The sequence below is a fragment of the Aureibacillus halotolerans genome (assembly GCF_004363045.1).
Lineage (GTDB): Bacteria > Bacillota > Bacilli > Bacillales > DSM-28697 > Aureibacillus > Aureibacillus halotolerans.
On record NZ_SNYJ01000003.1, the window covers coordinates 193,235 to 208,157 of the forward strand.

General features: G+C 43.2%; 11 protein-coding genes. 1 reads left to right on the forward strand and 10 read right to left on the reverse strand.

All coding sequences use genetic code 11. The features are described 5' to 3' along the window. Nucleotides 1-31 precede the first annotated feature (31 nt). From EV213_RS05460 to lpdA, 5 genes are all read right to left on the reverse strand, one after another. Entirely contained in the window at nt 32-454 is a 423-nt protein-coding gene (locus EV213_RS05460; protein WP_133579486.1) for a BrxA/BrxB family bacilliredoxin, read from the reverse strand. A gap of 431 nt (nt 455-885) precedes the next feature. Continuing rightward, nucleotides 886-2,142, reverse strand: a complete 1,257-nt coding sequence (locus EV213_RS05465; RefSeq protein ID WP_133579487.1) for a dihydrolipoamide acetyltransferase family protein — start codon at nt 2,140-2,142, stop codon at nt 886-888. A gap of 38 nt (nt 2,143-2,180) precedes the next feature. After that, nucleotides 2,181-3,164 (reverse strand): alpha-ketoacid dehydrogenase subunit beta, encoded by a 984-nt coding sequence (locus EV213_RS05470; protein WP_133579488.1) that lies wholly within the window; start codon nt 3,162-3,164, stop codon nt 2,181-2,183. Beyond that, nucleotides 3,161-4,168 carry a thiamine pyrophosphate-dependent dehydrogenase E1 component subunit alpha gene (locus EV213_RS05475; protein ID WP_133579489.1) on the reverse strand — a complete coding sequence of 336 codons (1,008 nt, stop codon included), beginning with the start codon at nt 4,166-4,168 and terminating at the stop codon, nt 3,161-3,163. The genes EV213_RS05470 and EV213_RS05475 overlap by 4 nt, the downstream gene beginning before the upstream one ends. Nucleotides 4,169-4,180: 12 nt before the next feature. Then, nucleotides 4,181-5,575, reverse strand: a complete 1,395-nt coding sequence (lpdA, locus tag EV213_RS05480; RefSeq protein ID WP_166639172.1) for a dihydrolipoyl dehydrogenase — start codon at nt 5,573-5,575, stop codon at nt 4,181-4,183. 159 nt (nt 5,576-5,734) lie between these two features. Between lpdA and EV213_RS05485 the strand changes: the two genes are divergently transcribed. Further along, complete coding sequence (locus EV213_RS05485; protein ID WP_133579491.1) at nt 5,735-5,983, forward strand: DUF2627 domain-containing protein; 249 nt, start codon at nt 5,735-5,737, stop codon at nt 5,981-5,983. A gap of 84 nt (nt 5,984-6,067) precedes the next feature. On the opposite strand, the gene EV213_RS05490 is transcribed toward EV213_RS05485, so the two are convergent. From EV213_RS05490 to recN, 5 genes are all read right to left on the reverse strand, one after another. Next, entirely contained in the window at nt 6,068-7,471 is a 1,404-nt protein-coding gene (locus tag EV213_RS05490; protein WP_133579492.1) for an aspartate kinase, read from the reverse strand. A gap of 1,093 nt (nt 7,472-8,564) precedes the next feature. Beyond that, a complete protein-coding gene (locus EV213_RS05495) occupies nt 8,565-9,326 on the reverse strand; it encodes a sugar phosphate isomerase/epimerase family protein (RefSeq protein ID WP_133579493.1) in 762 nt (253 codons plus the stop codon). Between the two features lie 1,424 nt (nt 9,327-10,750). Further along, on the reverse strand, nt 10,751-11,536 hold the full coding sequence (spo0A, locus tag EV213_RS05500) for a sporulation transcription factor Spo0A (RefSeq protein ID WP_133579494.1): 786 nt from the start codon (nt 11,534-11,536) through the stop codon (nt 10,751-10,753). A gap of 243 nt (nt 11,537-11,779) precedes the next feature. After that, nucleotides 11,780-13,075: a SpoIVB peptidase gene (spoIVB, locus tag EV213_RS05505; RefSeq protein WP_133579495.1), complete on the reverse strand. Its 1,296-nt coding sequence runs from the start codon at nt 13,073-13,075 to the stop codon at nt 11,780-11,782. A 117-nt stretch (nt 13,076-13,192) separates the two neighbouring features. Beyond that, nucleotides 13,193-14,878, reverse strand: a complete 1,686-nt coding sequence (gene recN / locus EV213_RS05510; RefSeq protein WP_133579496.1) for a DNA repair protein RecN — start codon at nt 14,876-14,878, stop codon at nt 13,193-13,195. Between the last annotated feature and the right edge of the window lie 45 nt (nt 14,879-14,923).

Here is a 14,923-nt window from a genome sequence, read left to right on the forward strand (position 1 = left end):
TCGCTTGCTTGTGACCCATTTTAAAGTTCTATCAAGTCAAAAGATGCTTTAGCTTGGCTACAACCTCTTCAGGGGCAAAGCCTTCAATTTCTTGACGTTCAACCATGCCTTTTATAGCACCATTTTCTAGGACGGCAAATGCTGGAGACGACGGAGCAAAGCCTGAAAACAATTCTCGTGCTCTCGATGTGGCTTCCTTTTGCTGTCCAGCAAACACTGTGACGGCTTGGATAGGTTTGTTTAGTTCCTCGAGAATCGCTTTGCCTGCTGGTCTTGCAATTCCGCCTGCGCATCCACAAATGGAATTGACAAGCACAAGCGTCACTCCATCGCTTGCCAAAGTGTCGTTCACTTCATCGACAGTATACAGGCTTTTAAAACCTGCCTCTTCTGCTTCCTTTCGTGCAAGTGCCACATAGTCTTCCCCACTTGGGTGAAATATTGTAAAGGTCATCTTAACCCATCCCCTCAGCTTTTAATGTGTGTAGTTGTTAGTGTAACAAAAATAAGATCATTTGCGACAGATAAAAGAAGCAAAAGCAGCCACTAGCGAGACTCCAGCGGCAAAGAAAACACGATGAGGCCCTTTCGAATCGATGTTGCACTTGTACCCTTTAGGATGAAAGCGAGCGTATGGCAGCTTGTATCAAAAGCCCCTCAACAATGAATTTAAGGTTTACCCATCTATATAATTAAGGTGCAATAGTAGCTGTTAAATAAAAATTTTAGAAAAGAGGTTTCGATGGTCAAAAAAAGGGTACATTTTAGTATAGCATCGAGATCCCATACCCTATATACTCCCTATGAAGACTACGTCCCCCAACGTAGTCTTATTTTTGTATCTAATCTATTACGGCATGCAGAAAGCCACGCAGAACGCGTGGCTTAATAAATTGATGTTTCATTTGGGTGAATGCGCTCAAGAAGTTCCTTAACTCTGCCAAGAAAACGCCCGCACACAAGGCCATCTAAAATCCGATGGTCAAGGGACATGCACAAGTTGACTATATCTCTTGCTTCAATCCGTCCGTCATCAAGGACGACTGGACGCTTCACAATGGATTGCACTTGAAGCAATGCGGCCTGCGGATAATTAATAATCCCCATCGACTGCACAGAGCCAAAAGAACCCGCATTATTGACGGTGAACGTACCTCCCGTCATTTCCTCACCACGAATTTTCCCAGAGCGTACCTTTGAAGCAAGTGTGGTCACTTCACGTGCCAACCCTTTAATGCTTTTTTCGTCAGCGTGTCGAATAACAGGAACAAATAACGCATCATCTGTAGCAACAGCAATTGAAATGTGGATGTCGTTTTTTTGAATAATCTGGTCACCGCCCCAGACAGCGTTAAGCTGCGGGTACTCTCGCAACGCTTCAACAACAGCATTAACAAAAAACGGGAAATACGTTATGCTATAGCCTTCTTTGCTTTTAAAATCATTTTTTATTTTGTCTCGCAGCTGAACAAGACCCGTCACATCCACTTCAACCATTGTCCACGCATGAGGAATTTCAGTTGTGCTTCGAAGCATATTTTTTGCGATCGCCGCGCGGACCCCTTGCACGGGAATCACGACGTCGCCACGTTCGACGACAACTTTATTTGCTTTTGCTTTCGTTTCTTTTTGAACATCAACTGCTTCAACTGGCTGATTTTTGGTCACTTCAGCTTTCTGAGCAATATAGTGCTCAACGTCCTGCCGAGTGACTCGACCTCTTTTCCCCGTCCCCTCAACGTCGCTTAGCTCAATGCCTTCTTTTTCAGCTAACCACCGAACTGCAGGGGAAAAACGATTTTTATCTAATCCTTTAAAAACTTTATGGCGCAAAGGTTTATCAGGGGTTCTGCTCACCTCAGGCGCTGCTTTTGTGGAAACTGCTTTTGCTGACGAGCTACTTGTGACCTCCATTGTGCACATAGGCTCTCCAATGGCTATGGTCATGCCTTCCTCGGCGATGAGCTCTTCAACGACACCTTGAAATGTAGATGGTACCTCAGCGCTTACTTTGTCTGTCATCACTTCGGCAATAGGGTCATATTTCTTCACGTTATCGCCCTTTTTAACAAGCCATTTGCTGACTGTCCCTTCGGTAACACTTTCACCCAACTGTGGCATCTTGATCGTCTCTAAAGCCATCTGTAGCCCCCCTTTCATTCATAATAGATGGTGATGTATTAAAATGCGGCAAGCTGCCTTAATGCCTTTTCGATTTTATCAGGATTGACAAGAAAATGTTTCTCTAGAACGGGAGCAAATGGCATTGCTGGCGTATCCGGCCCGCATACACGCTGGATTGGCGCATCGAGCTGAAACAAGCACTCTTCTCCGATGATGGCTGCGACTTCGCCAAGGACAGAGCTTTCTTTGTTGTCCTCAGTGACAAGTACCACTTTCCCCGTCTTTGATGTTGCCTCAATAATGGCTTCACGGTCCATCGGATAGATTGAACGTAAATCTAAGACATGCACCGATATGCCATCTTTTTCAACGTTTTTCGCCGCATCTAGTGCATGCTGCACACAAAGGCCATACGTAATCACAGTGACATCATCGCCCTCTTTTTTCACTGCTGCCTTTGTTAAGTCCATGACCTCTTCGTGTTCAGGAACTTCTTCCTTCAACGAGCGATATGCTTTTTTGTGCTCGAAATATAACACGGGATCATTGCTACGGATGGCAGCCTTTAGCATGGACTTGGCATCACGAGGCGACGAAGGAATCACAACACGTAACCCTGGCGTTCCCGCAAACATCGCTTCTAACGATTGTGAATGGTATAAGGCTCCGTGGACGCCGCCACCATAAGGTGCACGAATGGTAATTGGGCATGACCAGTCATTGTTTGATCGATAACGAATTTTAGCAGCTTCTGAGACAATTTGGTTCACTGCCGGCAAAATAAAATCGGCAAATTGCATTTCACAAATTGGACGCATGCCGTACATGGCTGCACCGATACCTACGCCTGCAATCGCTGATTCAGCAAGTGGTGAATCAATGACTCTCGCTTCCCCAAACGTTTCATAAAGGCCTTTCGTCGCAAGAAAGGCGCCCCCTTTAATGCCTACATCCTCACCGATGATAAAGACCTTCTCGTCTCTTTCCATTTCTTCATAAAGGGCTGCATTAATGGCTTCTACATAATTCATAACCGTCATGAAGTCGCCCCCTTTTCCTCATACACAAAATCATACAACGTTTCTTCATCTGCGTCAGGAGCTGCTTCTGCCAAGTCCGTCGCTTCATCGACGATCACGTCAAGCTCCTCATTTATCGATGCTTCGAGATCGTCTGATAAAATCCCTGCTTCACGTAGCTCGTCTCTAAACATTGTCACAGGATCCTTACGTGAAAATTCCTCGAAATCGTCTGATGGACGATATTTACGGTCATTGTCATCACTAGAATGTGCAGTCAATCGTTGAACCATCACCTCAATTAATGTTGGCCCTTCTCCATTCAAAGCACGTTCGACCGCTTGCTGCATGACTTCATAAACAGCGAGAACATCAGAGCCATCCACCGTAATCCCGGGCATACCATAGCCACTTCCTCGCTGCGATACTTGCTCACACGCAAGCTGTTTATGAGATGGTACAGAGATTGCATAACGATTGTTTTGGCACATAAATATCACAGGCAGCTTATGCACGCCTGCAAAATTCAGCCCTTCATGAAAATCACCTTGATTCGAAGAGCCTTCACCAAAGGAAGCAAAAGTGACAAATGATTCTCCATTCATTTTCCCGGCTAGCGCAACGCCAGCTGCATGTGGCACTTGTGTCGTCACAGGAGAAGATCCAGTGACAATATTGCTTGCTTTTTTTCCGAAATGTCCAGGCATCTGTCTTCCACCAGATGAAGGATCAAGTGGTTTGCCAAAGTTGGCATACATAACCTCAGCAGGAGTCATTCCGAAATGAAGCACGAGACCAAAATCACGGTAATACGGAAACAAGTAATCTCTTCCTGGTTGCAAAGCAAAGCTTGCACCTGCATGGGCTCCTTCATGTCCTTGACAGGAAATCACAAAATCAATTTTCCCAGCACGATTCAAAAGCCAAGCACGTTCATCAAGCTTTCTTGCCAAAAGCATGTTTTTATACATATCAACAACCGTCTCATCTGTTAAGCCTAACTTACGGTGTCTACCTGTTTTCATATTCGCCCTCCTCTAAATGTGCAGCGGAGATCCTATTGCCATTTTCGCTGCCTCATTAATGGTTTCCGACAGCGTCGGATGAGGCAAGATAACCTCTGCCAATTCTTCCGTCGATGCATTGACGTAAAGAGACATCGCGCCAATGCCAATCATTTCGGTAACGTGGTCACCAAATAAATGAAGCCCAAGCAAATCGTTCGTTTCTGGATCGTACAATAGTTTAGCAAACCCAGTGGTCTCCTCAATCAACGCCTTGCCATTGAACTGAAGTGGGTACGTCTTTGCTTCAAAGGGACGTTGCTTTCGTTCAAGCTGCTGTTGTGTCAAACCGACACTAGCTGCTTGAGGGGTCGTATAAATGCATCTTGGAATATCACTCAATGCATACCCTTCAACTTGGAGCCCAGCGATATGCTCCACCGCTGTTTTCGCCTGCCATGCTGCTTTATGAGCGAGCTGTGGTCCTGATGTGCAATCCCCAGCAGCATAAATGTTCGGTACAGTAGTTTGTTGCTGGTCATTAATGAGAATGACGTTTCCATCACGTTCAACGCCAATCGCATCTAAATTCAGATCGCTCGTATGCGCTTCTCTTCCAATAGCAACAAGAATCTTTTCATTCTCAACCAATCGTTCTTCTTCATTATGAATAAATCGGATAGCTGCTGAATCATTTGATCGTTCAATATCCTTGACGCTTGTCCAGCATGTTACGCCTTTTGCCTCAAGAGACGTTTGCATCGCCTTCGAAATACTTTCATCCTCTGCAGGCAGAAGACGATCCATAGGCTCAATTATGGTCACTGGAATATCGAAGTCAGCCAACATAGCGGCCCATTCAACTCCAATGACACCCCCTCCAACAATCGTTACCGATTGTGGAAGCTCTCTTAATTCTACCATATTATCAGAGCTTAGGACTAGGTCATTATTAAATGGCATAGTTGATAGCTCCCTAGACCGAGAACCGGTGGCAATCACGATGTGTTTTCCTTCAAGGGTTTGGTCATCATTCACTTTAATCACTGTATGATGTTCTGTTGTAGATTCATTTGATACAAATGTTGCAGTTCCTGTAAAAGAGTCTACTTTGGCTTGTTTAACTAAGCTTTGTACGCCTTGGTATAGCTTTTGCACAATCTCGTCTTTTCGTTCCCGTACTTTAGAAAATTGCAAGGCAGCGGCTGCCGTTTGCACGCCAAAATGGCCAGCATTTTTCACCTGTTGAAATACCTCAGCGCTTTTCAAAAACGCTTTTGTTGGAATACAGCCTTTATGTAAGCATGTCCCACCAACACGATCTTTTTCAATCAGGGCTGCACGTAATCCAAGCTGAGACGCACGGATAGCTGCAGTATATCCGGCAATGCCACCTCCTAAAATGATGAGGTCATATGACTTGATCATAAGGCGGCTCCTTTCTTCTACTTTATTCGTAAAAAGACCCATTCATGCTTGTGCTTGACAAGCTGAAAAAATCAACGTACCTTTTGAATGAGTCTCTCCTTTACCATTAAAGCATTTTTGCCGTCTGACGTCGAATAGTTTGTTGAGAGGGTGGTTTTATTGAAGCGATTTATTGCATTGCTTCTCGTTTGTATTCCCATTATTTCTGCAGCATATGGGATAAAATTACTTCGTGATGTTCTTTTTGGTATTCAACAATCTCCTTACGGCTATTTATGGATACAATTTTTTGCTGGACTCTTTTTTCTTGCGATTGGCTGTTATTTGGTAGGTAGCTTTGTCATCTATCGTGATCGCAAAAACGGGAAGGTCCCGCCACGAAAAGCACAAAAAAAAGCTAAAGTGTGATAGCACCTTAGCTTTTTCATTATTTAATCAAAATGAACGAACGTTTTCTTATTGTTACAGACTACCAACTCACTATGACGTTCATTATTGTACTGGCTTGACCGTCTCAAGCTTTAGTTTATCCTCTAAAAAAGGATGCTCACCAAAATATTCATTGTACAGGGCAGAGACGGCTTTGGAGACGTCCTTCTCTTTCACCCCAAACATTAAGCTTACTTCTGATGACCCCTGGTTGATCATTTCAATGTTCACCTTCGCCATCGCAAACGCTGCTGTTGCCTTTGCTGCAACACCTATTGTCCGCGTCATTCCTTCGCCTACAACCATAATCAGAGCTAAGCCACGTTCAACTGTAATAGTGTCCACACTAAGCTCCGAATGAATTTTATCCATAATCCTCTGTTCTTTTTCCCCTGTGAGCTGTTTTTCTCGTAATATGATTGAAATGTCATCAATCCCTGAAGGAATATGCTCATAAGACAACTGCTCGTCCTCTAAAATTTGCAACAGTTTCCGACCAAACCCAACTTCTCGGTTCATTAAATATTTGCTCACATAGATGCTAGCAAAACCTTCATCACTCGCAATACCTACGACTGGTGAAATCTCATAGTCACGTTGAGCAACAATTAACGTTCCTTCTGAAGAGGGATTGTTTGTGTTTTTGATGCATACGGGTATACCCGCATGGAATGCAGGCATTAATGCCTCATCATGGAAAACAGAAAAACCAGCATAAGAAAGCTCTCGCATTTCCTTGTATGTTAACTTATCTATTTTCCGTGGTGTGTTTACTACCTTAGGATTAGCAGCGTAAACAGAATCCACATCTGTAAAGTTCTCATACAGAGTTGCTTGGACACCAGCAGCGACAATCGCTCCCGTAATATCCGAGCCCCCCCTTGGGAAAGTGACAAGATGACCTTCTCTTGAGTACCCGAAAAACCCTGGAATAACAAGAATGCCTTCATGCTCTTTTAGCTTGTTTAAGTTCTTAAAGGTTTCCTGCTGTACACGAGCATTTCCTGGCTCGTCACTCAAAACTAAACCGGCCTCTTTAGGATTCATGTACGTCGCATCAAGGCCTAAATGCTGTAAGTAAGCCGCAATGAGACGTGCATTAAAGTCTTCCCCGCATGCTTTTAAACAATCTGAACGATGCTCGTTCGAATAGACTTTGCTCGTGCATAACTCTTCGAGAGCCTCTTGAAAATAGACGAGTTCTTTACGGCCACATTCTAATGTATCTGCAATCTCTGCAAATCGTTCAATCACACTGTTAAACGCATCTGCATACTTGTTTCCTGTTTGGACTTGCGCATCTAATGCAATGAGTAAATCCGTCGTTTTTATATCGTCTTCAAAGCGTTTTCCAGGCGCAGAAACGACAATGACTTTTCTGTCAGGGTCTGCTGTAATGATATTTCCTACTTTTTTTATTTGTGAACCGCTTGCCACGGACGTTCCACCGAATTTTGCCACCTTCATCAGGTCGTTTTCCACCTTTCTTTGTCTCACGAGAGAGAACAAATGCATCTTTGTACGTTACAATAGTATCACACTTCAGCTGTTTGGCTAGAGGATTTTTCATTCTTCAATTAAATAATTACAATTTTATCTCGTTAGTTATTGTGAAGAAGTATAACGCACTTTAACAAGTTGAACCAGCCTAAACTGTTTCATTGCTTTACTAGACAACTTTCGCAGTGCAAAAATCACCTTCAACGCTTGCTGTGAATGATTCGAAGTAAGGTGAGATAGATCGATCGACTTCTTGTGTATTAAGGAAATTTAAAGGTGCCAATGCTCACAATCCTGTATTTTCTAAAAGATCGTCTTTTATTAATTAAGCGAATAACTAGCGGCAAAGAAAACACGATGAGGTCCTTTCGAGTCGATGTTGCACTTGTTGCAATCAGTATCGCTGCGTCAAAATACTTCGCTTTCCGCGGGCACGGCTTCAGCTTCCTCGGAATCTTGCTTTCCGAGGAGATCTTCAGCTCGCGCTGTTCCCGCAGGAGTCTGCGTATTTTGACTACGCTGATGTTTGTTTCTGTGTAAATTGGCTTTATTTTATTGGTCTCGTATAACGGAGAAAATGGAGAAGTGAGTAAAGCTGTGTTGCTTTTGGAAACAAGACAAGTAAGAGCATCATTTCATGCAGAATAGATTATCAGGTGGCCGAAAATCATCTCCTTCGCAGGATCGATGTAGCAGTAAATTTTGCTATTTTTTCAAATTCTGGCTCTTACCCAAAAGTCGGTATTGAATTGAGCAACATTCTAACATTTCGCAACGATGAATGGCTTCGTTAATCCTTTAAGTCTGCCTATCCTAGCAATTGAATGTATTCACAAATCAAATCTGTTATGGAACAAGCGATTCAGATAATGCAATAAGTAAACATTTAAACACCAGTGGTCACTGTCACTAGCAAGACTCTTTCGGCAAAGAAAACACGACGAGGTCTTCTCGAGTCGATGTTGCACTTGTGCACTTATGGAGATTTTCAAAAGCTTTATCATTGGAGTCAACTTAAAAACCCCCCTTTTTTATAGGGGGGCAATGAACATACAGTCATTTAGACCACTTTTGATTCGATTAGCTTGTGAAGCTGCTCAAAACTAATGCTTAATGAATGTAAGCCAGAAACGTCACATTGGTCCTGTTCAACAGCGTACCATTCCACGCCATTGTCTTCACCCCATCGCAAAATTGGCAAGAAATCAATTTTTCCTGTATTAATTTCTGCGAAGGCCTCTCGGCTGTCATCTGTCATGTCCTTCAAATGAATAATTGGCATTCTCTGCGCGTAAGGTGCAATAAAGGCTAATGGGTCATAGCCCGCTTTTTTAACCCAGTACACATCAATCTCAGCAAGCACATCGTTTCCAGGGACAGGATCCAATAAATATTCAAGCCCATTTTTGCCATCAATTTCAGTTTTAAATTCAAAATCATGATTATGGTAACTAATCCGATAACCACTTGCCTCTCTTGCAATGCTATTTAACATCGCACGCACTTGCTGGTAGCCTTTTGCATTTTGGTATTCTTGTCCAAGGTAAGGACAAACAATATCTTTTGTTTCATAGAGGTCTGCCTCTTGAAGCACATTTGGCAAATCATTGACCAGGCGATCAAGGGAAACATGCATTCCTGCGACCTTGAATTGATTTTCTTTCAACGTCTGGTGAACGTCTTGCGGCGTCAATTCTGCAGGCAGTGCAGAAAGCTGGACTGCTGACCACCCCATCTTTTTTAACGCGCGAAACGTGCCTGAAAAGTCTTTTTTCATTTCCTCTCGAACCGTATACAACTGTGCAGCTAATTTTTCTTTCATTTTTAAACCCCCGTGTTCGTATAATATGTCTCACTGAAAACGCTACCAAAATGGTGGGTAGCTAAAGGAAGGTTGGCTCCCTTTTTCTCCAGGCGGATGACAAACGCTCGCTTTCTTCGTTGCTTTGCTTTGTCCGGTGCTCATTGCCCTTATGGCAACTCCGCTCCTCCCAAGACTTCACGCCTCGAAAGACAAGCGTTTTCATTCCGCCTGACTGCGGCGCATGACAAACGCTCGCTTTCTTCGTTGCTTGCTTTGTCCGGTACTCATTGCCCCTGTGGCAACTCCGCGCCTCCATAAGCTTTGCGCTTAGATAAGACAAGCGTTTTCATTCCGCCTGACTGTGGCGCATGACAAACGACGATCGCTTTCTTCGTGCCTTTAGCTATTCCATGCTAGTGCCCCATCAGGTAATGTAGATCTTATTCTATTTAGAAAAAAAGCTGTGCGTGTTCTCTTCCTGAAAGGGCACAAGTGCATCATCGACTCGAAAAGACCTCGTCATGACTTCTTAGTCGTGGAGTCTCGCTATTCGTCGTTTTGGTTATGATAAAGGGCGAATCAAATGACCGACCTTTTATGGGTTCACTTCATTCCTTTACCAAACGACATTCGTGTAAAAGGCACCGTTTGATCTACCTTGAAACAATGCATTTACTTGCCTGTTGGTTGCCACACGGCTTTTTACCCTCTATACGAGACCGAGCCACATGAAAACAATGTACGCAGAAACAAACATTAGCGTAGTCAACATGCGTAGACTCTAGTGGGATCAGCACGAGCTGAAGATCCCCTCGGAAAGCAAGATTCCCAGGAAGCTGAAGCCGTGCCCCACAGAAAGCGAAGTATGTTGACGGAGCGATCGTCATTCCCGTTCCCCCTAGCGCATCTTCAACTCGAAAGGACCTCATCGTGTTTTCTTTGTCGCAGGAGTCTATGATAAAGGGCGAATCAAATGAGACCGACCTTTTACGGTTTTACTTCATTCCTTTACCAAACGAATTTCGTGTAAAAGGCACCAGGTGATCTACCTTAAAACATTGCACTTACTTGCCTTATTTGGTTGCAACACGGCTTTTTACCCTCTATACGAGACCGAGCCACATGAAAACAATGTACGCAGAAACAAACATTAGCGTAGGCAACATACGTAGACTCTAGTGGGGTCAGCGCGAGCTGAAGATCCCCTCGAAAAAGCCTGCTTTTTCGAGGAAGCTGAAGCCGTGCCCCACAGAAAGCGAAGTATGTTGACGGAGCGGTCGTTATTCCCGTGCACCTCGTCGTGTTTTCATTACTACTGGAGCCTCAATAATCGTTGCTTTTGGTTTTTATAAAGAACGAATGAAATGAGATAGACCTTGTTGGTTCAATTTCGACCATAACCAACGAAAGTAGTGAAAAGGGCACTAGTTTACCACGAATTTCTACGATGCTTTATGCTCCAAACGTAATTTATCGGCTACCATGGCAATAAATTCGGAGTTGGTCGGCTTTGCTTTTGTCATGGAGACTGTATAGCTAAATAAATTTGAGATGGAGTCCACATTTCCTCTACTCCACGCAACTTCAATGGCATGCCGAATCGCACGTTCAACGCGACTTGCTGTTGTTTTATATTTTTTGGCAATGTCCGGATAAAGCACTTTTGTGATTGAGCCTAACAGCTCTATATCATTATAGACCATCGATATCGCTTCTCTCAAATACATATATCCCTTAATATGAGCAGGCACACCAATTTCATGGATGATTGACGTAATATTGGCTTCAAGGTTCTTAGGCTTCGATTCTCCTGCTTTACTAATTACGCTGGAGCGTTTAACCGTTGACGTTTGCTTGCCTGAAACTTGACGGATCTTGTTTGTTAGATGCTCCATGTCAAATGGCTTGAGAATGAAATAGGACGCTCCAAATTCAGCTGCTTTTGTTGTCACATCTTCTTGTCCAAATGCCGTTAACATAATGACATTTGGCATTTTTTCAAGGTTGCGTTCACGTAAGTTTTCTAACACCGCCAAACCGTCTAAATGAGGCATGATAATATCAAGCACGACAACATCTGGTCGATTCTTCTCCACCATTTCTAGACATTCCTGTCCATTAAAGGAGACACCAACTACTTCCATATCAGGTTGAGTGGATATATAATCCTCTAATAAACCGATAAGTTCCCGATTGTCATCTGCCAAACCCACTTTGATCGTTTGCATAAAACTTCCTCCTCTAACGTTCATTATATCTTATATGCTCGAATAATGACTATGACATGATTTCGACAGCATGCCTTTAAAACCTTTCTTTATTTAAAAAAAGCGAAAATTTATAAATTAATAGTGATAATTCTTTTTGTTTCGACGAAAAACGCAAAAAATACGAACCCAATCGACAGTTTTCTTGCTGCTTAATCATTAAAACGGATGGAAGCATAAGCTTCCATCCGTTTACATTTGTTTTTAACTGGCTTTATTATAGCTGTCTTCTTGCATGAGCTCGATTCCAGCTTCTTTTAACATCCATTCAATGTGAATGCCATAGCCGCTCGTCGGATCGTTTACGAAGACATGAGTTATTGCACCAATCAATTTGCCATCTTGAATAATAGGACTGCCGCTCATCCCTTGGACAATTCCACCTGTTCGTTGTAACAAGTCTGGATCCGTTACTTTGACAACCATTCCCTTTGTCGCAGGGAATTTCTGTGGGATAGAGTTGACAATTTCAATATCAAAGGCTTCCACCTTTTGTCCATCAACAACGGTTAGCATTTTTGCTGGCCCTTTCTTCACCTGAGAAGACACAGTAATCGGCAATGGTTGTTGATAAATTCCGTTTACGAATGGTTTGTTCATTGTTCCAAATACACCAAATGGCGTATTTTTGCTGACGCTACCAATGGGCTCTTTATCGTTTGTGAAGGAGGCAATTTTTTCACCAGGCGTGCCTTGTCCACCTCTGGCGATGGACGTGACCTGTGATGGCAAAAGCTCTCCATTATAGACGGCAACTGGTTCATGATTTGTAGAATCAGCAATGACATGCCCTAACGAACCAAACGCTTTCGATTCAGGATCATAAAATGTCATTGTTCCAATACCGGCAGCTGCTTCTTTAATATACAGCCCGATGCGATACTTTTGATCGTTCTGATCAAAGGCAGGCGTCAGCTGTGCTTGAAAAATCGTTTCCTTTCGTTTTACCTCAAGCAGCATTGGTGCCCCGTCCTGTCCTGCTTTTGTGACAAGCTCACCTACATTTTTCATTTTTTGTACAGGTGTATTGTTGATTGAAAGAATCATATCCCCTGCTTGTAAACCTGATGAGCGACCTGGGGACAAAGCGCCTGAAGATGTTGAGACATCATGATACCCCACGACCAATACGCCACCAGAATTTAAACGAACACCTATTGATTGACCACCGGGAATGAGACGAATATCCTTTAAAACACGAATGTCTGACTGCTTAATTGGAAATCCTGATAGACGATACTGTAATGTCGCTAGTCCTGCGGTTACCGGTGTAACTTCTACTGTATTTTCAGCTTGGTTCATATCTGTTTCCAAGCGATTGGTACCAGAGACATCTACTCCGTTAGGAACCGGGAGCTTTAATGATGCTTGATTGTGAAACAATGCCATAGCTGAAGGCATTTGAAGATAAGACGAAAAAGACGGGCTCATTGTAACTCCGATAAATAAAACAAGGAGAAGAACACCTATTGCCTTTCGTACATTTGTTGTTTTTTTCATAATCACTCTCCTCGTTGTCCGCCTGCACGTGGTGTTTACATTCTTTAATGTTGCCTTTCGGAATTTGTTTTATAACCGTCTGCAAAGAAAAAAGCCATCCAATCATGGATAGCTTTCTCACGCATTTTTTTTGTACGTCATTGCAAGGTCAATCAGTTCTGTTGCATGTTTTTTCGTAAGCTCTGTGACCTCAGTTCCCGCAATCATTCGAGCAATTTCATTTTGTACGTCTTCCATTTTTAGTTTTTCAACGGATGTCGATGTTCTGCCTTTCGATGACGTTTTGACGATTGATAAATGGTGATCGGCCATGGCTGCTACTTGAGGTAAGTGTGAAATACATAACACTTGAGAATGCGTGGATAGGGAGTAAATTTTCTCTGCCATCGCCTGCGCTACCCGGCCACTTACACCAGTGTCCACTTCATCAAATACGATCGCTGTTTTTTGCTGATGAGTTGAAAAGATGCTCTTGATCGCCAGCATCATCCGCGAAAGCTCACCTCCAGAAGCGACTTTTGCAAGTGGTTTTAGCGGTTCACCAGGGTTGGTACTTATAAAAAACTCGACATGATCCACGCCATGTTCTGTTGGATTGTCTGTGGACGACCACTGAATGTTAAATTTTGTCTTGTCCATATACACAGCTCTCAGTTCGTTGTGAATCGCTTTTTCAAGTAGCTTTGCTTCACGCTGGCGGATTTCCGTTAACTGAGCTGCCTCAAGAAGAAGGTCCTTTTTTACCTCTTCAAGCTCATTTTTCGTTTTTGCAATATGATCATCTCGGTGCTCGAGTGTATCAAGCTCTTCTTCCAACGAAGAGGCGTACTTCAAAATCTCTTCTTCATTTGACCCATACTTACGCTTTAAACCGGCAATTTCCTGTAATCTTCGTTCGATGTGATCCAAACGGTCTGGGTCATGCTCAAGCTGGTCGGCAAACTGACGCATTGTAAAAGAAGCTTCTTCTATTGCATAAAAACTTTCAGCCAATGTTTGGTGCAGTTTTGTATAAGAGTCCTCTAACGGTGCGATCGTTTCCATTTGATTCATCGCCATCCCCACCCAATCAAGGCCTTTTTGGTCTCCATAAAGGGCATTGTACGACAGGTGGAGAGCATCATATAGCTTTTCATAATTGCCAAGCTGTTGCTTCTCAGCTTGGAGCGTTTCCCCTTCGCCAAGCTCAAGTTGTGCGGACTGGATATCATTTAACTGAAAACGAAGAAGATCAATTCGTTGTGCAGCTTCTTGTTCATTGTTCGTAAGTGATGCGTATCTATGCTGAAGCTGCTTAAACGCTTTAAACAGACGTTGGTACTCGTTTAGAGGCTGAGCAAGCTTCTTCCCTGCATAAAGATCTAACAGAGGGAGATGTCTTTCAGATTTCATAAGGTCCTGATTTTCATGTTGTCCATGGATATCAATGAAATGCTGACCTACCTCTCGGAGCATTCCCAATGTCACAAGCTTGTGATTCAGCCGGCATACATTTTTTCCTTTTCGTGAAATCGATCGTGAAAGGACAACCATGCCATCTTCCGTGTCAATACCCATGCTTTGCAGTTTCTTATGTACAGACGACTTATCTTCGAAATTAAAAAGACCATCAATTTCAGCACGCTCGCTGCCATGACGGACAAACTCATTGGATCCTCTTGATCCCATGAGCAAATAAATCGCATCAATGATGATGGATTTTCCTGCTCCTGTTTCACCCGTTAGTACGGACAACCCCTCATCAAAGGACAAAGACAAGTCCTCAATGATTGCAAAATTCTTGATTCGAAGTTCGGAGAGCATAGCTTCGCCGTCCTTTCTACTCTAGTCCTAGTCATCAGCATACAA

Coding starts and splice junctions, on each gene's coding strand:
- EV213_RS05460 (WP_133579486.1), bottom strand. CDS start 454: ATGACCTTTACAATATTTCACCCAAGTGGGGAAGACTATGTGGCACTT.
- EV213_RS05465 (WP_133579487.1), bottom strand. CDS start 2,142: ATGGCTTTAGAGACGATCAAGATGCCACAGTTGGGTGAAAGTGTTACC.
- EV213_RS05470 (WP_133579488.1), bottom strand. CDS start 3,164: ATGACGGTTATGAATTATGTAGAAGCCATTAATGCAGCCCTTTATGAA.
- EV213_RS05475 (WP_133579489.1), bottom strand. CDS start 4,168: ATGAAAACAGGTAGACACCGTAAGTTAGGCTTAACAGATGAGACGGTT.
- lpdA (WP_166639172.1), bottom strand. CDS start 5,575: ATGATCAAGTCATATGACCTCATCATTTTAGGAGGTGGCATTGCCGGA.
- EV213_RS05490 (WP_133579492.1), bottom strand. CDS start 7,471: ATGAAGGTGGCAAAATTCGGTGGAACGTCCGTGGCAAGCGGTTCACAA.
- EV213_RS05495 (WP_133579493.1), bottom strand. CDS start 9,326: ATGAAAGAAAAATTAGCTGCACAGTTGTATACGGTTCGAGAGGAAATG.
- spo0A (WP_133579494.1), bottom strand. CDS start 11,536: ATGCAAACGATCAAAGTGGGTTTGGCAGATGACAATCGGGAACTTATC.
- spoIVB (WP_133579495.1), bottom strand. CDS start 13,075: ATGAAAAAAACAACAAATGTACGAAAGGCAATAGGTGTTCTTCTCCTT.
- recN (WP_133579496.1), bottom strand. CDS start 14,878: ATGCTCTCCGAACTTCGAATCAAGAATTTTGCAATCATTGAGGACTTG.